Here is a 24,682-nt window from a genome sequence, read left to right on the forward strand (position 1 = left end):
CTACGTAAAAGTATTTTGATGTGTTCTTTCTCGCTAATGGGTGTTTATTCAGTGCTAAAGCACTTTGTAAACGCTCTTCCCTTTCGACTGGGTGGCATTATACGCGCTTTTAGTAGGGGGTCAAGGGGGTTTGAAAATTTAAATTGATATATCTTCTAACCCCTTGATTGCTTAGGATTTAAATCTGATTTTTTGGCTTTAGTCTTACATTTTACTCTTTAAGGTGGTTACGATACCTGATAATGCATAGATGATACCGATGGCTAAAATGCCTACTGGGATATCATATAAGATGATACTCATGACCAATACGCCAATGATAAGCACAACAAATGGCACTTTCTTTTTATCGAACTCTTTAAAGCTATAGTATTTAACATTACTGACCATCAATAAGCCGCAGATAACCACCCATGCCGCAAATAAGAACATGATGGCAGTATCGTATTGTCCGACCCATTCATTATGATCGACCGCAACCATGACAGCGGCGGTAACCAAGATAGCCGCAAGCGGACTTGCCAAACCGACGAAGTATTTTTTATCGACTATACCAACTTGCACATTAAAACGTGCTAAGCGAAACGCGGCGCAAGCGGTAAAGACGAAGGCGCAACCAAGACCAATACGACCTAACGGCTCTAAAGCAAAGCTATAAATCAGGATTGCAGGCGCAACGCCAAAAGCCAACATATCAGCGAGTGAATCATACTGCTCGCCAAAAGGACTTTGCGCATTAAGCATACGCGCAACACGCCCATCGGCACCATCAAGGATAGCGGATAAGAAAATCGCCAGTGAGGCTTTATAAAACTCGCCTTGGGTACTGGCTAAAATAGAATAAAAACCCGATAGTAAGGATAAAGTGGTAATCAGATTCGGTGCTAAATAGACACCGCGACTAACCACACGCTTACCTTCGGCAACCTCTGCTTCAATCACCTCAAAGGTCAAACCATCATAATTGTCATTATCCGCTAGGCGAATATTGAACTCATGCTCATCGACAAAAGGCGGCTGAGTGGCAGCACTATCCTGTAAGAGCGGCTCTTTTACCAAACCGTCATTCATAACCTTGTCGGTTACCAGACTGTCCTTTGCAAGGCTATCTTTGCCCATACTACTTGATGATTGATTCGTCGTCATAACGATATCCTTATTCGCCGACCAGCCAGCGCACATTAGTGGCACTATCAGGAGACATGTCTGGGGCATCCGCAACTTTTAACACCGGCTGTAAGAAACGCAAAATCTCACGTGCGTGATTGTCAAATTGCCAAGGCGGATTGATAACGAGTAACCCTGTACCATTTAGACCAACAGCGATGTCGTTAGGATAGATATTGAGCTCGCAGACCAATTGACGTCTCATTTCAGTCCGTTTTAGCTTTTTGTAAAACAGCTCAACCGCTTCCATGTTTTTAATTGGATACCATAACGCGTAAGTACCTTGTGGCCACTTATTATAAGAATGTACCAATAGGTCAATCAGGCGGGTGAAGTCTTTATGCTCTTGCTCGTAAGGCGGATCAAGAAAAATCAAACCGCGCTTCTCTTTTGGTGGAATCACCGCAGCGATACCTTCAAAAGAATTGCGATGATGAATACCAATCGGCAATTTATGGAGCTGATAATTTAGTGCATCGTATTCACTGGCTTTGGCTTCAAACGCTTCACCGCGCACGCCGGCATCAGGATTTTTTTCAACATGATGGGCAATCCACCAAGGTGAACCAGGATAGACTTTTTTATCATACGTGAAACGCGCTTGCTTAATGCTTTCCATATAGTCTTTGACGGCCGCCGGTGCTTTTTCGATGTCGGCTTTTAACAAAGCTTGGATACCGCCTTTGGCTTCGCCTGTTTTGCGCGCCTCTTCACTGCCGAGCGAATACAGTCCACGACCACCGTAAGCATCAAGCACATAAAAAGGTTTGTTCTTTTGCCCCAATTGATTCAGCAGTTGTACCAATAAAATGTGTTTAACGACATCGGCAAAGTTACCGGCATGATAGGCGTGTTTATAGTTCATAAGATCAAAAGTTTAAATAAGAAAAATTGCATCTATGGTAGCATAGGCAGAGTAAAAGATAACGATGGTTTTGGTAAAAAGGCATGGATTGGCTGTGTATTGACAGTGAATGGCATGTTTATTGATAACGGCGAGGCAAAATGACGCAGATTATTAGCAATCTTGAAGTGACACAGTTAGTCGTCGATCATCCGATTGGAGCGGATAACCCGCCACTACTATACCCACCTAGCGATGACGAAAGGCAAACGCTACTCACTCAGCATGAATTACAATTTTCGGACTTTGATGTCGATTGGCAAAATAAGCTAACCGATAAACAGCTAGATACGTTTGTAGACGATGGCTGGATGATTATTGACGATGTGTTTGAAAATAAAGCGCTATTGGCTCTGCAGTCTGAGAGCGGTTTTATTGACTATCGTGACGCCGAGCTGACGGCTGGCATTCGGGTTAGCAATATTCGCGGTGATCGCATTCGCTGGATTACCGAAAACTTCTTTGCAGGCTACTATTATTTACAAAGTATCAATGCGCTTGCTGCTTTATTCAATCAAAGCTTGTTTGCTGGTATTCGCCATAGTGAGGCACATTACGCTTGTTATCCGGTAGGTTTTGGCTATCAATGGCATAGCGATAATCCGGCTGGACGTGATGAGCGCGTTATCTCGGCGGTGTTTTATCTCAATGATGATTGGCGTGATAGTGATGGCGGTGCGTTAGAAGTAGTCGACAAACATGGCATCAATCATAATGTCATGCCTGTTGCCAATCGACTGGTCATATTTGATAGTGACTTACAACATCAAGTACAAATTGCCCATCGGCAGCGTTATTCTATCGCGACGTGGATGCGCCGTGATGGTTTGGTGCCTTTTGTTGAGGATAATATTTAAATATCGTTATATTTATATACTATTCTTCACAAGCGCCGCTTATTTAATTACTCTATCTATCATTTCATCATAAAAAAGGTTTCTCATGTCAGATATGGATAAAGACCTAGTTTCTCAAACCCATCAACAACAAACCTTAGATTTAAGCATCGCCCTACTTGAACGTCCTTCTGTCACCCCCGATGATGATGGCTGCCAAGACATATTGTCAGAGCGCCTGACGCAGGCTGGGTTTGATTGCGAGTTTATGTATTTTGGTGAGAGAAACCAAGGCGGCGAACATGCGGAAGTCAAAAACCTCTGGGCGCGCCGTGGCATCACCGATCCGGTTATTTGTTTTGCTGGTCATACCGACGTCGTGCCTACGGGTGATGAAAACAATTGGACTTATCCGCCATTTACACCCACCATTGCCGATGGTTATTTATGGGCGCGCGGTGCCGCTGATATGAAAACCGGCATTGCTGCTTTTACCGTTGCCGCCGAGCGTTTTGTCGCTAATCATCCTCAGCACAATGGCTCTATTGCTTTTTTAATCACCGCAGATGAAGAAGGCCCGTCCATCAATGGGACGGTGAAAGTCATTGAAACGCTTGAAGCGCGCAATGAGAAAATCACCTATTGCCTCGTTGGCGAACCCTCAAGTACCGACACGCTTGGCGATATCATTAAAAACGGTCGCCGCGGCTCATTGGGCGCCGAGCTGACCGTCACTGGCAAACAAGGTCATGTTGCCTATCCGCATCTGGCTTGCAATCCGATTCATGCGGCAATGGCGGCATTAGCAGAATTAACCAATGCCACTTGGGATAACGGCAACGAGTATTTCCCTGCGACTTCTTTGCAAATCTCTAATATCAATGGCGGTACAGGCGCAACCAACGTTATTCCTGAAACGCTAACCGTTATCTTTAACTTCCGCTTTTCCACAGAAACGACGGAAGAAGAATTAAAAGCGAGAACTCATGCTATTTTTGATAAGCATTTTGAGAACAGCAAAGCCAGTTATGATATCCAATGGAAATTATCCGGTCAGCCATTTCTAACCCCTGAAGGCAAACTCGTATCGGCCTGCCAGCAAGCGATTAAATCTGTGACTGATGTTGATACTACGTTATCTACTTCTGGCGGTACTTCAGACGGACGCTTTATCGCGCCAACCGGTGCGCAAGTGGTTGAGCTTGGCGTACGTAATGCGACGATTCATCAGGTGGATGAAAAGGTAGAAGTAGATGATTTGGGCAAATTGGCGCAGATATATGAAGGGATTTTGGAGAATCTGCTGCTTGATTAGACATAACCTATAGAAACAAAAAAAGCGCCATCTGCTTCGTATTTGGCGCTTTTTTATTATGATCTTTTATCGATAAGGACTTGAACAACACAAGTCAATTAAGCTACTTACTAGCTTCACTCAATCCCTATATAAACATCCACTTGCCCATACTCTAAATTACCATCAATATAGTGCTCAAAATCGACATTATAACTACGAGTATACTCACAGCTTGGGTCGTTGAAGTACTCCCAAGCCTTCTCCCACGCATTCATGACGGTATTAGGCATATTACCTGTTTCTGAAAAGACTAAGTATTTCCCTGCGGGAATGGCTATTGTTACAAGATTACTCTTATTGGCGACCGCCGCATTATCCGGCTGCGCCTGCTCATTGCCCACTTCCCAACCAGCGACAACATCAAACGCCCCTACTAAATCAGCACTTTCATAATTGTGGTAGATACCATAAATATCCTGATCTTCAGGCAAATCACCCATGTAGTTTTGATAAAACTTTTGCCATAAGCGGCCTAATTTTGCCGTTTCGTGGCTGATTTCAGCGTGATTGGTGGTACGTACGCTAATACCCTTGCAAGCTATCGCTTCGGGTAGCTCTTTAATTTGTGACGTCATGATGCTGCCTGCCCTGTTGTGCTGTGTGATTTTTATTTGATGTGCGATTAAATGAGCATAACTGCCTTAATCCGCTTCATCAATCCAATTCATTTGAATGGCTTCTAAGATACCCTCGTTTGATTTTTGCGGATCATCATCAAAACCTTCTAGCTCCGTCACCCAGCGGTGTAAATCAGTAAAGCGAATATACTGCGGATCGGTCTCAGGGAATTTTTCATAAAGCTCAATAGCGATATCTAAGCTGTCTGTCCATTTTAGTTTTTGCGGGCTCATGGTAGCTCCTTAACTGTTATTTATTTTATAGTTTTCATCAAACTAGAGATTAGTTTGACCAGTTGTTTGTATAATGTTTGTCTAACGCTTTACTTGCTCACTTACTAACCCCCTATCCTATCAAAATTCGCCAACTGATTATAGACAAGTTCGTTATACCGCCTTTGTTGCTTTAACTTTTCGCTTTATCTTTTTATTTTGTTTCTGCAGATTTAATCGCTACTTGATGCTGATTCCAAGAAACAATGACCTCATTTGTCTGCTCACCTGTCATATCCAATATCTCTGGTGCGCATTTGCCTTTTTTATCGTTTAAGACAAATTTAGTCATACCAACACCCATGAGCTGATTTTTTACCAAAAAGCGCGTTTCAAAATAGACGTATTTTTTATCCCAACCGACAAGCGTACTATTTACCGTCATTTTATTCAGGAATTTAATTTCTTTGAGATAGACCATTTCTTGCATGGCAATAATCCAGCCGAGATTTTTAAGCCCCTTTTGATGACAGCAGGCCATCAGCCATTTAGTGATGTTTAACTCGATAAAAGACAAGTAGCGGTAATTGGGCAGATGGTCGCGAAAACCCATGTCGTGTGGCAATACGCGATAGTGGCGCACAATTGGTTTGGTTAATGTCTCGACACTTAGGTGTTCATTAGCCGTTTGCTGTTTAAGCTGCTGCTTTAATAAGCTGACCATAATAAAAAAACGTATCAACATGTTCATAAAGGAAATCTCTGCACGGTTATTCTGTATGAATTATGAGTAAATATAGCTTTGATAAATGCTGCCTACCTTAACGCAAAAAAAGCCACCTCAGTGACTTTTTCGTGAAAATATTGCTAGTAGATGATTAGCAATTAATGACCGCCGCCATTGATACTACGTACCATCTCTTCAACCATTTTCTTGGCATCACCAAAGATCATCATGGTTTTGTCCATATAGAACAAGCTGTTATCAAGACCTGCATAGCCCGTACTCATTGAACGCTTGATAACCATGACCGTCTGCGCTTTATTGACTTCTAAAATTGGCATACCAAAGATTGGGGATGATGGATCATCTTTTGCCGATGGATTGACGACGTCGTTGGCACCAATGACTAAGACCACATCAGTACTGGCAAAGTCGGAGTTAATCTCATCCATCTCAAGAATGTCATCATAAGGCACGTCAGCTTCCGCCAATAGTACGTTCATATGGCCTGGCATACGACCAGCGACCGGATGAATGGCAAAGCGCACATTGACGCCTTCCTCTTTTAACAGCTCATACAATTCTTTGACCGCGTTTTGAGCACGGCCTTGCGCCATACCGTAGCCCGGTACAATCACCACACTGCTGGCATTAGACATGAGGAAACCTGCGTCTTCTGCCGAACCTGCTTTGTAGTTTTTAGGTGCGCCATCATCTGCGCCTGTAGCGGCAGCTGCCGTACCCATACCACCAAACAAAACGTTTAGTAGAGAGCGGTTCATGGCTTTACACATGATGTAAGATAAAATCGCGCCTGACGAACCAACGAGCGAACCTGCGATAATCAGCATCGAGTTGCCAAGGGTAAAACCGATACCCGCTGCTGCCCAACCTGAAAATGAGTTCAATAGCGACACAACCACGGGCATATCACCGCCACCGATTGGCGCAATCCACATCCAACCAAATATTACGGCTAATACTGCCATCGCATAGAAAGCTGGCAATGAATCGGTCATAAAGTAGACGATACCAAAACCAATCATAGCAATAAATAGAATCGCTTGTACCGGTTTTACCCAGCCGCCTACTAGGGTTTTTGCCCAACTTTTTGCGGCTAATTTACCAAAGGCAAAAACAGACGCTGAGAAAGTAATCGCACCAATAAAACAACCAATAAACAGTTCAGCACGGGCGACTGCGCCATGCTGTTGCTCAGTATGCAGTACGGTCGCTAAGGCAATCGCCACTGCTGCCAAGCCTACGAATGAATGCATCAAAGCAACGGTTTCTGGCATCTGGGTCATAGCAACCGTTTTTGCTTTCCACATGCCGACGACTGCACCCAATACCATGGCACCGATGATTAACCACAGCACAGGGCCTTCGGCTAAGAAAAAGGTCGTTGCAACTGCAATTGCCATCGCTACCATACCAAAGCGGTTGCCACGAATGGCGGTTTTTGGACTAGAAAGACCACGCAACGTTAAGACAAAAAGGATAGCACCGATTAAGTAAAACCAATCCGCATTTGCTGCAATCATATTTGTTAAATCGCTCATGCATCGCCTCCGCTTTCAGTCGTCGCAGTTTCAAGCGCTGGCGCTTTTTTTGCTTTTGGTTTAAACATTGCCAGCATACGCTCAGTCACCGCAAAACCACCAAAGATATTGATACTGGCTAAAAATACGGCAAAAGCACCGAGCAAGCTGGTTGGGGTAAACATCGCGCCGTCAATGGTGACGGTTTGTAGCATCGCGCCGACGATAACGATACTTGATAAGGCATTGGTTACTGCCATTAGTGGCGTGTGCAGTGCTGGCGTGACGCCCCAAACGACGTAATATCCGACGAAAATAGCGAGCACGAATACCGTGAAAATCGCTACAAACGGTGTGCTACTCATGGCCGCACCCGCTGGCGCTGCCGCTAAAATAGTGGCAATCATCTAATCCTCCTAAAAATTTGTTCGTGTCTGGCAAATGTAAGGTAATGAAATTCGAGACTGGATATTTAAGGCTTAGCGTTTAGCAAGACGTACTTGATTGTCATGCGTCACTGCTAACGCCCCTTGAATCTCATCATTCATGTCTAAATTCAGTGCCAGCGTTTTCGCTGAAGCGTCGTCTTTAGCTGCAGGAGCCATTAAAGTAGTGATAAAATTAACAAGGTTATTGGCATATAAATCTGAAGACTGCGCCGCCAATTGTGATGGAATATTGGCTGCCCCGACGATACGCACACCGTTTGGCGTAGTAATGGTTTCATCAGGCACGCTGCCTTCGACGTTGCCGCCCGTGCCAGCGGCCATATCAATCAGTACTGAGCCAGCTCTCATTTTGGCAAGCGTTGCCCCATGCACCAAGCGCGGCGCGTTACGTCCAGGAATCTGCGCGGTGGTAATGACGATATCTGCGTTGCTCAAGGCTTTATCTACGACAGCAGCCTGATCTTTGATATATTGCTCAGAGGGCGTCCATGCATAACCGCCCGTGGCTTTGGCTTTTTGCGCTTCGTCTTCGCTCATTGGCACGTCAAGCCATTTACCACCAAGCGATTCCACCTGTTCTTTGGCAGCAGGGCGCAAATCACTGGCTTCAACGACGGCGCCCAAACGCTTCGCCGTCGCAATCGCCTGCAAACCTGCAACCCCGACACCTAAGATGACCACTTTGGCAGGTTTCACCGTACCCGCTGAGGTCATAAACATCGGAAATGGACGCGAGTATTCATTAGCAGCAAGCAAGACCGCTTTATAACCGGCAAGGTTGGCTTGTGACGATAAGACGTCCATATTTTGCGCACGTGACAAAGTACGTGGCAATAACTCCATGGCAAAGACGGTTGCACCTTTGGCCGCATAAGTATCTAGCTGGCTATTGCGATATGGGTCAAGCATACCAATGACCACTTGACCGGCTGTTAAATGCTCAGTTACCGCCGCTGGCAAGTCGTTGACCGTGGTAATAATTTGAGACTGGGTGACGACCTCGGTACTACTGTTGGCAATGTCAGCACCCGCCGCTTGATACAGCTCATCAGCGTAATACGCCGCTTGACCTGCACCTGACTGAATGACGACTTCAAACCCTAGTTTACGTAATTTTTTTACCGCGTCTGGGGTTAGCGCTACCCGTTTTTCACTCGCGCTATCTGCACTAATAACACCAATCTTCATACCGTCTCCTTACTTACGTCAAATGACTATACTCACGTTTAATGACTATCTTTTAACACCCGCAACGCATCTTTAAAAAGCACAGGGGACAAAAAAATCTTTGGTCGTGGTTGGTTAAGAACTTAAGACCAAAGATTATCAATTTAATAAATGATAGCTCCTTTGCCATCATGCCTTTTTATTATAGAGATAACATCTGCAAACTTTCATTGCCTAATGATGACCCACAAGTAAAATAAAAAGTTAGGCATTTACACCATCATCATAACTTTTATTGTTATATTAAAAACTTTTATTTTTTCCAAAAGCGCGCAAAGCCTGTAAGCTATTAGCTCTGAGCCAACGCACAAATTGTTTTGATATTTGACATATGTCTACGATGACGCTTAAAAATACAAAACAGCTACGACTAAGTCAAGATAAAATACTGTCTACCGTATAATAAGAAAACTTGACACTTAATTAGAACGCCCTTTAACTCATTATAAATAAGGACTAACCATGTATTTTTTACTTTCCCCTGCTAAATCTCTTAATGAGAAAGATGCTGTACCAGTCAATCTTGGCAACTACTATAGCCAGCCCGAGCTGATTGAGCACTCGCAAGTGCTAATGAAAAATCTAAAAGCCAAAGAGCCGATCGATTTACAAGAGCTGATGAGTATCTCTGACGATTTGGCGCAGCTTAATGCCAGACGTAATCAAGACTGGGCTTGGAGTACAAATAGTCCCTTTACAGGCGACAACGCCAAACCAGCGGGTTATTTATTTGACGGAGATGTTTATAGCGGGCTTGATATGTATCAGATGGACAAAGATACTGCTATTTACGTTAACGAACACTTGGGTATTTTGTCAGGTCTTTATGGCGTGCTTAAACCGCTCGATTTAATCCAGCCATATCGCCTAGAGATGGGCACCAAGCTAAAAAATGAGCGCGGGGATAATCTTTACGAGTTTTGGGGCGAAAAAGTGACTAAAACAATCAATGCACGTATGGCAGATAGTGAGGACAAAGTTTTAATTAACCTTGCTTCTAATGAGTATTTTAAGGTAATAAAAAAGAAAGCGCTAAATGCTGAAATTATCACGCCAAGATTTGAAGATGAGAAAAATGGTCAATATAAAGTGATTAGTTTTTATGCCAAAAAAGCACGTGGATTGATGGTGAAATACGCAGCTGACAATAAGCTGACCAATGCAGAGCAGCTAAAGCAGTTTGATTTGGCAGGCTATTATTATGTTGATGAGCTGTCTGACGATAAAACGTGGACATTTCGTCGGGATGAAGCAAGTCAGTAGTCTTCAAACAAATATCTAATTTGCATAAAAAAACCCCGATAAGCTCAGCATATCGGGGTTTTATTTTACTACGTACTATAAAATATAGTAGTAAGCATTATAGGTAAAGAGGCATAAATTACATCATGCCGCCCATTCCACCCATACCGCCCATTCCACCGCCAGCACCCATGCCAGCCATAGCATCATCACCTTGCGGTAAGTCAGTAATCATGACTTCAGTTGTAAGCATGAGGCCTGCAACAGAAGCCGCATTTTCTAGTGCTGAACGTGATACTTTTGCTGGATCAAGGATACCCATCTCTAGCATATCGCCGTATTCGCCAGAAGCAGCGTTGTAACCGTAGTTACCACTGCCGCTCTTGACTTCATTAACCACCACTGACGCTTCTTCGCCTGAGTTGGTCACGATTTGACGTAAAGGTGCTTCCATCGCACGGCGTAGGATTCTAATACCCGCATTTTGGTCGTCGTTATCGCCACGTAGTTCAGACAAGGCATTCATCGCACGAACGAGGGCAACGCCGCCGCCAGGGACAACGCCTTCTTCAACCGCTGCACGAGTCGCATGTAGCGCATCATCAACGCGGTCTTTCTTCTCTTTCATTTCAGTTTCAGTTGCCGCGCCTACTTTGATAACGGCAACGCCGCCAGCAAGTTTTGCCATACGCTCTTGAAGCTTCTCTTTATCGTAGTCAGACGTTGATTCTTCAGCTTGACGTTTGATAGATTCAACGCGGTTTTCGATGTCAGCTTTGTTACCAGCGCCATCAACGATAACGGTGTTTTCTTTACCGACCGTGACTTTCTTGGCTGTACCAAGCTGCTCAAGAGTAGCAGTCTCTAGGCTTAAGCCAATCTCTTCAGAGATAACCGTACCGCCAGTTAGCGTTGCGATATCTTCTAGCATGGCTTTACGACGATCGCCAAACCCTGGTGCTTTAACCGCACAAGTTTTTAAGCCGCCACGCATGTTGTTTACAACTAGTGTTGCCAATGCTTCGTTTTCTACGTCTTCAGCAATGATTAGCAACGGTTTGCTTTGCTGCATGACTTGCTCAAGTAATGGCACGATCTCGCGGATATTGCTAATTTTTTTATCAACAAGCAAGATGTAAGGATTTTCGAATTCAGCGGTTAAGCTGTCTTGCTTATTGGCAAAGTACGGGCTGATATAACCACGGTCAAACTGCATACCTTCAACAACTTCCAAGGTATCTTCAAAGCTTGAACCTTCTTCAACGGTGATAACGCCTTGCTTACCGACTCTTTCCATCGCTTGGGCAATCAGTTCGCCAATTTTGGTGTCTGAGTTAGCAGAGATAGAACCCACTTGGGCAATCGCTTTTGAATCATCAGCTGGCGTTGATAGCAAATGGATTTGCTCAACAGCAGCGCGAACGGCTTTATCGATACCGCGTTTTAGATCCATTGGGTTCATGCCAGCGGCAACTGATTTCATGCCCTCAACCAAGATTGACTGAGCCAATACAGTCGCAGTCGTTGTACCATCACCAGCAACATCGTTGGTACGGCTAGCCACTTCACGCACCAGTTGTGCGCCCATGTTTTCAAATTTGTTTTCAAGCTCGATTTCTTTGGCAACCGAAACACCATCTTTAGTGATGGTAGGTGCGCCAAATGATTTATCGATAACCACGTTACGACCTTTAGGGCCTAAAGTTACTTTTACCGCATTTGCTAGAACGTTTACACCGTCCATCATTTGTTTACGGGCATCAATGCCGAATTTTACGTCTTTTGCCATGTTAAATTACTCCACTATTATAAGTATGAGAATGCAATGAAAGGTTTCAATGATATTTTTTTATAAATGTTCTTGGGTATAACTGTTGTTGGCTAAAAATCGTTAGCCAAAAAATGTTAGCCAAAATTTCCTTATTGGCAATTAGCCTTCTAGTACACCCAATACGTCTGCTTCTTTCATAATCAATAGCTCTTCGCCGTCAACTTTTACCGTTTGACCCGCATATTGACCGAACAAGACTTTATCGCCAACTTTTACATCTAACGCGCGAGTTTCACCGTTGTCACGAATCTGACCGTTACCGGTTGCTAGCACTTCACCTTGAGACGGTTTTTCTTGAGCTGAACCAGGAAGCAAGATACCACCAGCCGTTTTTGTTTCTTCTTCGATACGGCGGACGACAATACGGTCATGTAAAGGACGAATATTCATCGATACGACTCCAAAATTTGGTTAGTTAACATAAGGGTTTATTTGAATGAATGATCTCAATACCAAGATCTAGCAGAATGTCTGCTTAAAAACAGCATTCTTTAGATAAGCTTTGAGCTTGTATCAGAAAGTGGGGGCAAGGCAAGTTTGCTTCAAGTGTAAAGCCCAAAAATTTACAAGAATTTTGCACATCCTTACCTATGCAAGCAGTAGTGAGAGTGATAAATAGTCCATTGATTAAATTGCACGCTATTAAAGGCTTGAGCATTGCTTTAAAACAACAAGCCTTCCATCAAATAATAAGGAGAAAATGAGCGATTATAAATGAAGCTTTTAGCAGTATCAGCTCATTAACTTCCTCATTTCTTACCAAGCTTACAGCAAGTTACGGCGTAAGCTCGCTTTAGCTAAACCAGCAACATCGACTACAATAGCCTAACGCTTCACTGTGCCCCTGCCCTTGAAAATGTAACAGAGTATGACAATATATAAGGGTGAGCACATAACAACCCCTATAAATAATAGTTAAATAAAATACAGTAGCTTTAATCGAAACTGCCAATACAGCTTGAAACCAAATTAAGGAATATCCATGAGTTTTTTATCACAAAATAAACAATCCCTAACAACCCATTCTAATAACCCGAAACGCAGCCCCTCTAAAATTTTAACCGCCTTAGCCACTGGGGCAAGCATTGCTGCGATTGGAGCTTTAAGTATGACCGCACCTACCCTTGCCAGCGCCAAAAGCGTTGAGCCCTCAAGCGCGAACTATAGTTTCACCATTGAAGATAAATATAAAGGTACAGCTACCCGTACGTTGAATAAATCTGGTAATACCTGGAAATACAATGTCAATGCTCGCGTTGCTGGTGTCGCCACCGCCGCGCAAAATAGTACCTTTACTATTAACGGTAATAATGTGGTGCCAACTCAGGCCAGCACCACTTATAAACTATTGGGCGTTGGTCGTACGCACAAATTGGACTTTAATCCAAGCAGTAAAAAGGTAGTAAGTAACTATCGCGGCAAATCGACGACTTTAAATATGGCGCAGCAAGCCTTTGATGATTTAAGCCTTGAGGTGCAAATTCGCCAAGATTTATTAAATGGTAAATTCTCTGGCAACTATTACATGGCGAAAAAAGACAAAATTGAGAAAACGCCTTTTAAAAAATCAGGCAATACTAAAATCACCGTACCAGCAGGTACGTTTGATACCGTGCGTGTGGACCGCGTGCACGATGACAATAGCCGCTCGACCAGTTTTTGGTTGGCGCCAAGCTTAGATTATCTGCCAGTTAAAGTCAGTCAAATTAACGATGGTAAAAAGATGGATTTAGAATTAACCAAAGTCAATTAAGCCCTTATCTTTGTATAAATGGTTAACGTAAAAAAGCGGCGCTCTAAATGAAGCGCCGCTTTTTTTATCCGTATAAAACTTTCTATGTGAATTTTAGCGAGAACGTGGCTGTTTAACGACATTGTTCATTGACGGTAGACGTTTTAACAAGATAAATAACCAGACGTTGATGGTAAGTAACAACACAAAATCAAATAGATAGACCATTATCTCAGCCCAACTACTGCCATAAACACGGGTAAATAGCACCACCCCACTCGCGCCAAGATAAACCAAGGTAAACATACTGTCTATCAATAGCGCATAAGGCGAACGCCCGCGTAATATCGATGGCGTTAAGACCAGCGCCGGTAGCAACCATAACGCTTGCCAAGCGATACCGCCAACGATATCGGGACGGCTAGGATTAAAGACGCTGATTAAAATCGGCAATGCCAATAATCTAAACGCTAGCCAAACCAACCACGTCACCATCAAACGCTGACGTATAGGCGCTATCGGCTTTTGCGCATTAACTATCTCAGGCGTTTTTGCTGCGGGCGTGTCGATATTACTGTCCTGCTTGGATTGGTTAGTGACCATGAGAGATATGTATTTCCTAATTGATAACAGCAAGCGGCAATATATAAGGGTTAATTAACGCTGCCAATTGGCTTGCGCTAAGGCAGACGCGGTAATTGCCAAACGCCGACCTTGGGCAATCGCCAGCTCGCGCTCATCTGCCGATACTGGTTGGTCATGTAACGCGCCGCTGACATGACTTGCGCCATAAGGCGAGCCGCCACGCTGCGTTCTATTTAACGCAGGCTCAGCATAAGGGACGCCCACAATCATCATGCCATGATGCAATAGCGGCATCATCATCGTCAGCAAGGTCGTTTCTTGTCCGCCGTGCATCGAGCCTGTGGCCGTAAATACTGCAGCCGGTTTGTTTTGCAGATTGCCAGCCAGCCATAGGGTGACGGTATTGTCCCAAAAATACTTCATTGGTGCGGCCATATTACCAAAGTGCGTCGGACTACCAAGCGCAAGCCCGCTACAATCTTTTAAATCATCCATGGTGCAATAAAGGTCGCCTTCATCAGGAATGGCAGGCTTAGTTGCGGTGGTTTCAGGCGCGACGGTCGGCACCGTACGAATACGCGCCGTCATCCCAGCGTCTTCAATACCTTGAGCAATGGCATATGCTAATGTCTTCGTCGTACCATAATTTGAATAATAAAGCACCAAAACATAAGGGGCGGTCTGACTCATTAGCAAAACATCCTTAAAAAGTCGTGAAAATGAATGGTTAAAAGCGCGTCAACCACACTATAAATGACCCGCATGAATAATAGATGTGCATATTATGCCCGAGTCATGCATTGACAGCAAACAAAGCCCATTTAGCAATGACGTTTTGTAGATGCTATAGACAAGCATGTAAACCAACGCTGACTCAGTGCATTTTGACACAATTCAGTGGCAGATTCTGCACGCTTACTTTTGTTACACTATTCGCACTCTTATTGCCGTTAAATGGTTGTCATGGAAAATTTACTAAAAAAAATCCCTTTTTTACACCAACGTTGGTTTCAGTTTCTACGTTTTTTGACGCGGCACTTTTTTGAAGACAACTGCCAACAAAAAGCGGCGTCGCTAACGTATACGACGCTATTATCGATTGTGCCTATCTTAACAGTACTATTGATGATTTTGTCGTCAGTGCCAGCGCTTGCGTCGGTCAGAGCGCAGATTTATGAAGTGATATATAGCAACTTGTTGCCGCAATCGAGTTTGCAAGTCAGCAAATATATCAATAACTTCGCTGAAAAGTCATCTAATCTGACCATCATCGGTTCGATGGTACTGTTTTTTACCACCATCATGACTTTGACGACCATTGAGCGCGCCTTTAATCAAATCTGGCGAGTAGAAAACCGCTCTGGTGGCATGAAAAGTATTCTGCGCTACTGGACGATTGTGACATTAGGACCGCTGATTTTAGGCACAGCATTTATCGTCTCAAGTACGGTGCAAAGCTTAAGTTTCTTAAATCGACAAATCGCCGGCTACGGTATCGACTGGTCGTTTTGGATTCAAATCGTTTCTATTGCGGTCACGGTAGCGGGCTTTATTAGTATGTACTGGTTTATACCCAAAGCGCGTGTCCCGGCAAAAAATGCGGCGATTGCTGGTGTCTTTGTGGCGATTATTTTTGAGTTAATGAAGAACCTTTTTGGTACGGTCATGGCGAATTTTACCAGCTATGAGGCCATTTATGGGGCGTTTGCCGCGCTGCCAATATTTTTATTATGGATCTATCTGTCGTGGAATTTGATTTTGCTCGGCGTTGAGATTAGTTATACCTTGACCATTTTTGAGACCAAAGAGGTTTATCCGCGCCACCCGCTCCTAAGTTTGCTTGATATGTTAAATCTCATTTATACCCATCATTTAAAAGGCGAAGCGGTGAGCGAGCAAGCGCTGCGTAATGTCTTAGGACGTAAAGAGCTGCCAAAATGGTATACCTACATTAACTATCTGCAAGACAGCAATCTTATCACCATGACCGAAGAAGAAGATTATGTGCTGAAAAAAGATTTGAGCAAAATGACCTTGTGGGATTTTTATCGTACTCTGCCTTACCCTTTGCCTATCAAAGATGAGCTTGATGAGATGAGCATTGAGGACCAAAAACCTTGGCTGAGCTTATTGGTTGATCGCTTTGAAAATACAGAAGCCTATGCCAAACAGCAATTGGCTTTACCATTGAATATGATTTTCGCTCATAGCGAACCCCGTAAAAAATCTGAGGAAAATACAGCAAATTCAACTAAAAAGACTCGCTCTAAACTCTTTAGAAAATCTAACGAGGCAACCCCTAACTATCTATCTAAAAAAGATAAAGATAGGGATAACGTCACGCCGGACTTTGATCCTATCGCTTATGATAAGGACAGCGACGTAGAATGCGATGAGAATAACAATGAAATTCTCATTCCTAAAGATATTGGCGACAATAAACCTTCTACACTTGACCACAGAATCGGGAAGAGAGACGATATTATTACAGAAGCGGATAAGCCTATAATAAAGTAAGCTTATGTTAAGTAAGCTAACTATCATTTTTTATCTTCGTTACAACATATAAATAAGCTCCTATCATAGGGGCTTTTTTTACTAAATTTTTAAACGATCCTATTTATATGGTAAGGTAATTCCTTTTAAGCCTCGTCATTTAGTGAGGCAATAGCACGGCTTTTTTCAATAGAACTTGTTTAGTTTTTAGGTCATTTTTGGAGCGCATTATATTGGATAAACACCCTAAAAATGGCTGGCTTAAGTCGCTATTGCTCACCCTTATGCACAGGTTAAAGCAATTTGCCCAGCTGTGGTCGCTACAGACGCTATTGGATTTACCCGATCGCCTAAAAAATCTGTGGCAGCAGCTGATTGGTTCTTATTGGTTTATTCCTAGCGCTTGTGTGTTAGCGGGTATTCTCCTCGCGCCCATATTGGTCACCATTGATGAACATTTTGACCGCGAGACGGTTAGAGAGCTAAGTTTTGCTTTTACCGGCGATGATGAGGCCGCTCGCGCTATCATGACCACCATTGCTGGTGCCGTACTTGGTGTCGCGGGGACTACTTTTTCGATTACCATTGCCGTGTTATCAATGGCGTCTTCGCAATTTGGCCCCAGATTGCTGCGTAATTTTTTGACCGATACGCCCAATCAGTTTGTTTTAGGCGCGTTTATTGGCACCTTTAGCTATAGTTTATTGGTGTTAAAAGCGATTCATAAATACGATGTTGCCTTTGGTGTACCGCAATTGGCGGTGACCTTTGGCATTATCATGGCAATTATTTGCGCGTTATTATTGGTGTATTTTGTGCAGCATATGGTGCATGCGATTCAGGCATCGCATGTGATCGAAGGCGCCAGTAATGAGGCGATTAAAAATATTCACTACTGGTATAAAGACCGCTGTAATATCAAGCATCAACGTGATGTTGTGCATCAGGATGTCGAACAGTTTCACACTTGGTCTGCAACGCCGATTTATGCGCCAAGCTCGGGGTATTTACAGCAAATTTATCTTAAATCACTGGTGACGTTGAGCCAAGATTACGCAGGCGTGGTGCAAATCAAAGCCAATCTTGGTGATTTTGTCACTGATAGAAATATTATCGGCTATTTTTATCAGCGCCCAGCCAACCATCCAGACAATCGCCAGCAGACCAACACACCAAAACTTGCTATTGTGCCGCGCGCGCCAGATAGCTTGTTTTGGCAGCGCTTTGCTGGTTGTATCCGTATTGAGCAGCGCCTAAGCCATTCTAACGATATCGCTTATAGTTTAGGACAAATGACCGAAATTGCGGTACGCGCCCTTTCTCCAGGAATTAACGATCCCAAAACTGCGGTCAATTGCGTACAGTCTTTGACCAGCTGCCTTAGCATCATGATGCGTCGTCAGCCGCCAAGCCCCTATCATTTTTATATAAAAAATCCAGACAAGTCGACGTCAAATAAAACAACATCTGATAATAGCACTATTGAAAACTTAAGCCATAAACCACGCGACGCCATATTAGCCGTCGTGACTCATACCCCTAAAATATCCGACTTTATCGATACCTCGCTTGGCGAGATACGGCGTTACGCGACCGCAGACTTAATGGTGTTAAAGGCGCTTTGTCAGGCAATGGTAGACCTTAATTATGCCAAAGTTAATAATGCTCAGCAGCAAACGCTCTTACATGAGCTGACGTTGATTGAACGTGCGGGACAAGACAATCTTAGCTATCAGGCCTTGGTCGATGACTTAAGCGCCATGTGTGCGCAAGCCAAGCAGTTTATTCTCAGCGACAATGACCAACACCAATATTTTGCTTATGTCGCTAAGTTCGATGCTCATATTCATCAAGCTCTACAAACACAATCAAGATAGCGTTTAAAATGATCTTTATAACTAAAAATAAGTTTGCCACTCATAACTGGTAAGCCAGCACAAAAACAACTAAAATAAAACCCCGTTAATCCTCCTAAGTCCTAAAATCGGGGCGAATTTTTATCATTACTTGAGACCCTTTTTATGGCTCCTACCAGCAGCTTGAGCGTACTAGAAATCAGCGCTATTTTTTTATCGATTACTGCCTTACTGACTTATGTCAATCATCGCTTTATCGGCTTACCAACGACTATCGGCGTGATGGTAATCTCCATTTTATTATCTATCGGCGCGATATTTTTGGGCTTTTTAGGTTTTGATCAGCTCATTGATTACGAAGTGAGCTTATTAGAACAGCTTGATTTTACCGAAGTCTTATTGGACGGCATGCTGTCTATGTTGCTCTTTGCGGGCGCGCTACACGTCAATATTGGCGATTTAAAACGTTATAAACTGCCCATTGGTATCCTTGCTTTTATTGGCACCATCGTATCGGCGTTACTCATTGCCGCTGCCCTTTATTTTATGCTGCCGCTATTTGGTTTTGGCCTGCCGTTTTTGTGGTGTTTATTATTTGGCGCTTTGATATCGCCGACCGACCCAATCGCCGTGATGGGTATTTTGGCCTCAGCTGGCGCACCAAAAAGTATTGAAACGGTCATCGCTGGTGAATCACTATTTAATGATGGTATCGGCGTGGTTATTTTCGTGCTGCTGCTCGGTATTTTATCCAGTGGCGATATCCCAACGGCCAATTATGTTGCCCATACCTTAGCCGTTGAAGCTGGTGGCGGTATAGTCTTTGGTTTAGTGCTCGGCGCAGTTTTGTACTACATGCTCAAAAGCATCGACAGCTACCAAGAAGAGGTGTTATTAACGCTAGCAGGCGTCATAGGCGGCTATGCACTCGCCAGCCATTGGCATTTATCAGGGCCACTTGCGATGGTGATGATGGGCTTAATGGTAGGTAATCGTGGACGGGCGCTAGCGATGAGTGATAAAACGCGCCATTATATTGATTTGTTTTGGGAATTAATTGATGAAATTCTTAACGCGATTTTATTTGTCTTGATTGGTTTAGAGGTGGTGATGATTGCTTATTCGGGCAATTTATTTATCGCTGCTGGTTTGACCATTGTTATTGCCCTAGTTGCACGCTTTATCGTCGTCGGCATGACCACCAAAACCTTTCATCGTCAGCTTGATTTGCCAAAAGGCGCGTGGAAAGTGCTGACATGGGGCGGATTGCGCGGTGGCATTTCGGTTGCTTTGGTGTTGCAGCTGCCAGCAGGCGGTGAGCGCGATATTTTATTGGCGCTGACTTATGCGGTGGTGATATTCTCTATTTTGGTACAAGGTTTGAGCGTTGGTAAAGTCGCCAAAAGCATTCGTACCGACGAGAAAGTCGCAGAAATATAAGCTTTACATAGTTTTCATTTAGCCGTTTTAATCAAAGAAATGCCAGTATAAGAGGATAACTTATACTGGCTTTTTTAGGTCTCTTAAACCCGTTTATTGGTTTGTATCACAGCCTAGTTATATCAAACCTTTGCGCTTCATATTGCGATAAACCACGATAACAATAATAATATTTGATATTAAGATGGCAAGCTTAAACCAGTCAAATGGGCTAGCAAACAAATAATAAATCTCAATAGGAATAAATATCCCGTAGCCCAATACCCCAAACCAATACGCCCAGGTTTTGTCTTGCCACAAACCATAAGCTTCAAGAAAGCGCAAACTGGCATAAGCAAAAATGAGCAATAAAAATACTGGCCAATTTCTGCTTGCCTGCTGAGCAATGCGTACCGCACTATCAACTTGCGGCGCTAGCAGTTGCCCAAAGACTTGCTGCCAAGACGCAGTCGCTGTCGTTAGCCAATGCTCAAGGTCACTATGCCAGGACCATAAAGCCCCCGCCCCTAATAGCGCACCAACGCCTTTGACCACTTCATAGATTGCCACCGCTTTGATCGATTCGCTAGAGGTACTAGCGCCACTGCGCGGTGTATGCGGCTGACTGGTTAAATCTTGGTTATTATCCTTCGAGGATGGTAGCAGACTGTCATCCTGTCTGGGCAAATTAGGCAAAGAAAGTCTCCACCACACGACCCTGCAACTGCTCATTAAAGAACGGTGTGTTTTTCCCATTTGACAGCATGGTTTCTGTGGTTACTTGCCACTCAAGATTGGGATCGACCAACACCGCGCCGCCGATACTTTCATACTTCTCACTAATGCCCGCAATTTTTGCGGGGTTCAGACAGATTTTATCGACCAGTTGATCAAGCGTTAATACTTCATCGCGTACCAGCTGACAGGCCAGCGCCATAAAGGTATCAAAGTTTGAGATACCAGGCGTACTCTCAGCAAAGGGTGCTTTTTTAGCGGTACTATTTAGCGGCTCATGATGGCTGCAAATCGCATCAATAGTGCCGTCTTTTAGCCCGCGGCGAATGGCTTGCTGATCGGTATTACTACGCAGCGGCGGTAGCACATAGGCTTGGGCATTAAAGCCTTTTAAATTATCATCGGTTAAATACAGCTGATGCATCGCCACATCACAAGTCACCGGCAGACCTTTGTCTTTCGCCCAGCGCATCAGCTCAATCGAAGACTTACAAGATAATTGGCTAAAATGTGCGGCAATACCCGTTTCTTCTACCATCAATAACTGCGTTGATAAAGCAACCGTTTCTGCAATCCAAGGAATGCCTTGCAAACCATGATACGAAGCGATATAACCTTCATGTGCCACGCCATCACCAGAGAGACTTGGCTCGTCAGGATAAAAGAATACTTTCATGCCAAAAGTCGCCGCATACTCCAAAGTACGCAGTAACACTAAGTCATTACGAAAAGGTCGACGCGCATTAGAAACTGCGATACAGCTGCCTTTTTTCAGACCAGCGATATTTGATGGTCGCTCGCCTTCTAAGCCTGCGGTCAACGCCCCTAAAACATGCAAATAAATACCGCCATCACTCAGCGCCCGCTCACGCAAACCTTTTAATAGCGAGCCATTTTCTAAAATGGGGTTGGTATCAGGTGGAATCACCACATGCAAAAAGCCATTGCCACGGGCCGCACGCCCTTCTGACTCTAACGTACCGTGTTGTTGTTGACCCGGTTCGCGTAAACGGGCGCATAAATCAACCAAGGGAGGCAGTAGCCACATTTCGCGCTCTGACTCAAGAGAAGCCAGCTTATCGGTTACTGTGCTTGGTAGCCCGTCTTTAAATGCTTTTGGAAGTAAGTCGTGCATATGAATATCTGAATTCGTAATGTGAACCATGAGCGTTATTACCGTATCAATAAAATGTGATAAATAAATATAAAACAGCGCAGCAGAGAATTATTGACTCGCCGCTTGATGCGCGCGCTGACCTTCCATAGCTAGCGATAACACTGCCATGCGAATCGCAATGCCATTATTTACTTGCTTTAAAATAACAGACTGGTCACCATCGGCAACGCTTGAGGCAATCTCAACCCCGCGATTCATCGGCCCAGGATGCATCACCAACGCATCGGGTTTAGCCAGTGCTAGGCGTTCAGGCGTAATACCATAGTGTTTATAATACTCACTCGACGACGCCAGCAGCGGCGAGCCGATACGCTCATTTTGTATTCTTAATCCCATAATGACATCACAGTCGGTGACGCATTCGTTCATATCTTCATAAACTTGCACGCCAAAACGCTCAATACCTTTGGGTAATAAGGTACGCGGCGCACAAACACGAATATCTTTAACGCCCAAGGTTTGCAGCGCACTGATATCTGAGCGTGCGACCCGCGAATGCTTAATATCACCGACGATGGCTACAGACAACTCTTCAAATGGCCGCGGTGCTTCACGGTGAATGGTCAGCATATCGAGCATACCTTGCGTCGGATGAGCATGCCAGCCATCACCGCCGTTGATAATAGCAATATCTGGCGTCACTTCGGTTGCCATAAAATGCGCCGCGCCTGACGCTGAATGCCGTACCACAAAGATATCCGCCGTCATCGCTTGTAGATTCCATAAGGTGTCGCGCAAGCTCTCGCCTTTTTTGGTACTGGAGCGCTCAATATCGATATTGAGCACATTGGCACCAAGACGCTTTTCGGCGACTTCAAAGGTTGTACGCGTGCGCGTTGACGGCTCAAAAAACAAATTCATCACCGTATAGCCTTCAAGCTCAGGGCGGTTAATCAGTTGCCCATTATCATCAAAAAATGTCTCTGCTTTGGCAATAATTGCCTGCAGTTGCGCTTTACTTAAACCCTCTACCCCTAAGAAATGGCGAATACTGCCATCGTTATTGAGCTGCGGACGACTGAGCGAGGCGTTGAGCTTTTGATGAATAGTCTCAGGATCAAACTTGGCATAATCAGTCGGCGAAACGGTTGGTGTTGAGCGACTATCGATAGAATTTGACATAATGGCACATCTTTATTGTTAGGTGATATGAGGTGATTATCATTATTTAGGCGTTTTACGCTCGTTAAGCACACAGACAAGGACATTTTGGCGCTTATTTGCTACAATTTAGCGCAATGACAAACAACCTTAAAAGATAGCTTTTGGCGTCTTAGTGAGCAATGGCTCTAGACATATAGCAAACCTTATCAAAAGCCACTTATTAACACCATAAATAAATAATCATAGCGCTAGTGTAGCTGATTTTGTGGTCAGGACAAAGACGCCTTGCTGGGTATTTAAAAATTTGCCAAATTTAGGCAAATTAAAGGTGACCTAACCGTCTCTCAAACCTCTATTTAATTTTTATTCTCATTGGTCTTATTTTTAAAAGTATTTATTTTAATACTATCTATTTTAACCGCCTTTATCAGGAAACCTTATGACAACCTTAGCAAATTATCTAAACGCTGATGCCAGTAACCCGGCACTTAATGACGTAATTACCACTGTGACTGATGTTGGTAAAACCATCTCGCAGTTATTAAGAAAAGGGGCGTTAGCAGATATCTTAGGCGAAGCAGGTAATCAAAATGTCCAAGGTGAAGAGCAGAAAAAACTCGACGTCTTAGCTAACGATTTATTATTAGAGGCGTTGGCAAACAACGCGCATTGTGCAGGTGTTGCCTCAGAAGAGCTCGACGATGCTACCCCTGCCAATGCTGATGGTAGTTTATTGGTATTGTTCGATCCACTTGATGGCTCATCAAATATCGATATTAATATGGCCGTCGGTACCATCTTCTCTATTTTACCGTACCAACGCCAAGGTCAAATCAGTGCAAATAGCGATTTTCTACAAGCGGGTAATCAACAGCTAGCCGCCGGTTATTTGCTATATGGCACCTCTACGGTACTGGCATTAACCATTGCTGATAATGTCGTGATGTTTAGCTTAGACCCTGATACCAATGACTATGTGCTGATAGAAGAAAATGTTCAGATTGATGCGGATACTAGTGAATACGCTATCAACGCTTCAAACTATCGCTATTGGCAAGCGCCTATGCAGCAATATATCGACGAGCTCATCGCTGGCAAGACCGGTGTGCGCGGCCGTGATTTTAACACGCGCTGGGTAGCAGCGATGGTCGGCGATGTGCATCGAATTTTATGTCGTGGCGGTTTATTCACCTATCCATTTGACACCAAAGATGCCAATAAAGCCGGCAAGTTACGCTTGATGTATGAAGCCAATCCGATGAGCTTATTGATTGAGCGAGCGAGCGGCGCTGCTACCGACGCGGTGCAGCGTATCTTGGATATAGAACCAACGGATATTCACCAACGTGTCCCTGTGGTACTTGGCAGTAAAAACGAGGTCGATTACGTTAAAAATCTACATTTAAAACATGCTGATAAATAAATCATTTGCACCCAATTTGATAATACACAGCGTACAGCGATATAAAC

At 44.0% G+C, this 24,682-nt stretch carries 23 protein-coding genes; 8 read left to right on the plus strand and 15 right to left on the minus strand.

Annotated features, from left to right (window positions below):
- Positions 1 to 204: 204 nt before the first annotated feature.
- Together pssA and FOR85_RS09240 are read right to left on the minus strand one after the other, a co-directional pair.
- Positions 205 to 1,146 carry a CDP-diacylglycerol--serine O-phosphatidyltransferase gene (gene pssA, locus FOR85_RS09235; RefSeq protein ID WP_144297693.1) on the minus strand — a complete coding sequence of 314 codons (942 nt, stop codon included), beginning with the start codon at positions 1,144 to 1,146 and terminating at the stop codon, positions 205 to 207.
- A 10-nt stretch (positions 1,147 to 1,156) separates the two neighbouring features.
- Positions 1,157 to 2,032 carry a 23S rRNA (adenine(2030)-N(6))-methyltransferase RlmJ gene (locus tag FOR85_RS09240; protein WP_144297694.1) on the minus strand — a complete coding sequence of 292 codons (876 nt, stop codon included), beginning with the start codon at positions 2,030 to 2,032 and terminating at the stop codon, positions 1,157 to 1,159.
- A 140-nt stretch (positions 2,033 to 2,172) separates the two neighbouring features.
- Between FOR85_RS09240 and FOR85_RS09245 the strand changes: the two genes are divergently transcribed.
- Both FOR85_RS09245 and dapE read left to right on the plus strand, forming a co-directional pair.
- Positions 2,173 to 2,928, plus strand: coding sequence for a 2OG-Fe(II) oxygenase (locus FOR85_RS09245; RefSeq protein WP_144297695.1), 756 nt, complete (start codon positions 2,173 to 2,175; stop codon positions 2,926 to 2,928).
- Positions 2,929 to 3,013: 85 nt separating this feature from the next.
- Positions 3,014 to 4,222, plus strand: coding sequence for a succinyl-diaminopimelate desuccinylase (dapE, locus tag FOR85_RS09250; protein ID WP_144297696.1), 1,209 nt, complete (start codon positions 3,014 to 3,016; stop codon positions 4,220 to 4,222).
- 116 nt (positions 4,223 to 4,338) lie between these two features.
- Here dapE and FOR85_RS09255 read toward each other — a convergent pair whose 3' ends face one another.
- The 6 genes from FOR85_RS09255 to FOR85_RS09280 all read right to left on the minus strand — a co-directional run bounded on the left by FOR85_RS09255 (position 4,339) and on the right by FOR85_RS09280 (position 8,996).
- Positions 4,339 to 4,839 carry a GyrI-like domain-containing protein gene (locus FOR85_RS09255; protein ID WP_144297697.1) on the minus strand — a complete coding sequence of 167 codons (501 nt, stop codon included), beginning with the start codon at positions 4,837 to 4,839 and terminating at the stop codon, positions 4,339 to 4,341.
- Positions 4,840 to 4,905: 66 nt separating this feature from the next.
- Positions 4,906 to 5,115, minus strand: a complete 210-nt coding sequence (gene iscX / locus FOR85_RS09260; RefSeq protein ID WP_144297698.1) for a Fe-S cluster assembly protein IscX — start codon at positions 5,113 to 5,115, stop codon at positions 4,906 to 4,908.
- Positions 5,116 to 5,308: 193 nt separating this feature from the next.
- Positions 5,309 to 5,845, minus strand: coding sequence for an acyl-CoA thioesterase (locus FOR85_RS09265; RefSeq protein ID WP_144297699.1), 537 nt, complete (start codon positions 5,843 to 5,845; stop codon positions 5,309 to 5,311).
- A gap of 134 nt (positions 5,846 to 5,979) precedes the next feature.
- A complete protein-coding gene (locus FOR85_RS09270; protein ID WP_144297700.1) occupies positions 5,980 to 7,380 on the minus strand; it encodes an NAD(P)(+) transhydrogenase (Re/Si-specific) subunit beta in 1,401 nt (466 codons plus the stop codon).
- Entirely contained in the window at positions 7,377 to 7,724 is a 348-nt protein-coding gene (locus tag FOR85_RS09275; protein ID WP_144297754.1) for a proton-translocating transhydrogenase family protein, read from the minus strand. Before FOR85_RS09275 ends, FOR85_RS09270 begins: the two co-directional genes overlap by 4 nt.
- 114 nt (positions 7,725 to 7,838) lie before the next feature.
- On the minus strand, positions 7,839 to 8,996 hold the full coding sequence (locus tag FOR85_RS09280) for a Re/Si-specific NAD(P)(+) transhydrogenase subunit alpha (RefSeq protein WP_144297701.1): 1,158 nt from the start codon (positions 8,994 to 8,996) through the stop codon (positions 7,839 to 7,841).
- Between the two features lie 501 nt (positions 8,997 to 9,497).
- On the opposite strand from FOR85_RS09280, the gene yaaA reads away from it, so the two are divergent.
- Positions 9,498 to 10,298 (plus strand): peroxide stress protein YaaA, encoded by an 801-nt coding sequence (gene yaaA / locus FOR85_RS09285; protein WP_144297702.1) that lies wholly within the window; start codon positions 9,498 to 9,500, stop codon positions 10,296 to 10,298.
- 118 nt (positions 10,299 to 10,416) lie between these two features.
- Here the strand turns inward: yaaA and groL are convergent, their stop codons facing one another.
- Positions 10,417 to 12,066, minus strand: a complete 1,650-nt coding sequence (gene groL, locus FOR85_RS09290) for a chaperonin GroEL (RefSeq protein ID WP_144297703.1) — start codon at positions 12,064 to 12,066, stop codon at positions 10,417 to 10,419.
- A gap of 141 nt (positions 12,067 to 12,207) precedes the next feature.
- Positions 12,208 to 12,498: a co-chaperone GroES gene (locus FOR85_RS09295; RefSeq protein ID WP_144297704.1), complete on the minus strand. Its 291-nt coding sequence runs from the start codon at positions 12,496 to 12,498 to the stop codon at positions 12,208 to 12,210.
- 592 nt (positions 12,499 to 13,090) lie between these two features.
- Here FOR85_RS09295 and FOR85_RS09300 point away from each other — a divergent pair.
- On the plus strand, positions 13,091 to 13,861 hold the full coding sequence (locus tag FOR85_RS09300; RefSeq protein WP_144297705.1) for a DUF3108 domain-containing protein: 771 nt from the start codon (positions 13,091 to 13,093) through the stop codon (positions 13,859 to 13,861).
- A 93-nt stretch (positions 13,862 to 13,954) separates the two neighbouring features.
- Here the strand turns inward: FOR85_RS09300 and FOR85_RS09305 are convergent, their stop codons facing one another.
- Positions 13,955 to 14,443, minus strand: a complete 489-nt coding sequence (locus FOR85_RS09305) for a hypothetical protein (protein ID WP_144297706.1) — start codon at positions 14,441 to 14,443, stop codon at positions 13,955 to 13,957.
- A 54-nt stretch (positions 14,444 to 14,497) separates the two neighbouring features.
- Positions 14,498 to 15,115 carry an NAD(P)H:quinone oxidoreductase gene (wrbA, locus tag FOR85_RS09310; protein WP_144297707.1) on the minus strand — a complete coding sequence of 206 codons (618 nt, stop codon included), beginning with the start codon at positions 15,113 to 15,115 and terminating at the stop codon, positions 14,498 to 14,500.
- A 273-nt stretch (positions 15,116 to 15,388) separates the two neighbouring features.
- Between wrbA and FOR85_RS09315 the strand changes: the two genes are divergently transcribed.
- The 3 genes from FOR85_RS09315 to FOR85_RS09325 all read left to right on the plus strand — a co-directional run bounded on the left by FOR85_RS09315 (position 15,389) and on the right by FOR85_RS09325 (position 20,217).
- Complete coding sequence (locus FOR85_RS09315) at positions 15,389 to 16,942, plus strand: YihY/virulence factor BrkB family protein (RefSeq protein ID WP_144297708.1); 1,554 nt, start codon at positions 15,389 to 15,391, stop codon at positions 16,940 to 16,942.
- Between the two features lie 263 nt (positions 16,943 to 17,205).
- Complete coding sequence (locus FOR85_RS09320) at positions 17,206 to 18,798, plus strand: DUF2254 domain-containing protein (protein ID WP_144297755.1); 1,593 nt, start codon at positions 17,206 to 17,208, stop codon at positions 18,796 to 18,798.
- Positions 18,799 to 18,942: 144 nt separating this feature from the next.
- Positions 18,943 to 20,217: a sodium:proton antiporter gene (locus FOR85_RS09325; RefSeq protein WP_144297709.1), complete on the plus strand. Its 1,275-nt coding sequence runs from the start codon at positions 18,943 to 18,945 to the stop codon at positions 20,215 to 20,217.
- A gap of 117 nt (positions 20,218 to 20,334) precedes the next feature.
- Here FOR85_RS09325 and FOR85_RS09330 read toward each other — a convergent pair whose 3' ends face one another.
- The 3 genes from FOR85_RS09330 to FOR85_RS09340 form a co-directional block, all read right to left on the minus strand.
- Complete coding sequence (locus FOR85_RS09330; protein ID WP_144297710.1) at positions 20,335 to 20,892, minus strand: DUF2127 domain-containing protein; 558 nt, start codon at positions 20,890 to 20,892, stop codon at positions 20,335 to 20,337.
- Positions 20,885 to 22,066: a dihydroorotase gene (locus tag FOR85_RS09335; protein ID WP_144297711.1), complete on the minus strand. Its 1,182-nt coding sequence runs from the start codon at positions 22,064 to 22,066 to the stop codon at positions 20,885 to 20,887. The genes FOR85_RS09330 and FOR85_RS09335 overlap by 8 nt, the downstream gene beginning before the upstream one ends.
- Positions 22,067 to 22,156: 90 nt before the next feature.
- Positions 22,157 to 23,230: an aspartate carbamoyltransferase catalytic subunit gene (locus FOR85_RS09340; RefSeq protein ID WP_102076262.1), complete on the minus strand. Its 1,074-nt coding sequence runs from the start codon at positions 23,228 to 23,230 to the stop codon at positions 22,157 to 22,159.
- Positions 23,231 to 23,651: 421 nt separating this feature from the next.
- Between FOR85_RS09340 and FOR85_RS09345 the strand changes: the two genes are divergently transcribed.
- Positions 23,652 to 24,635, plus strand: coding sequence for a class 1 fructose-bisphosphatase (locus FOR85_RS09345; protein WP_144297712.1), 984 nt, complete (start codon positions 23,652 to 23,654; stop codon positions 24,633 to 24,635).
- The last annotated feature ends 47 nt before the right edge of the window (positions 24,636 to 24,682 follow it).

It is taken from the genome of Psychrobacter sp. YGAH215, from assembly GCF_007280595.1.
GTDB classification, from domain to species: domain Bacteria; phylum Pseudomonadota; class Gammaproteobacteria; order Pseudomonadales; family Moraxellaceae; genus Psychrobacter; species Psychrobacter faecalis.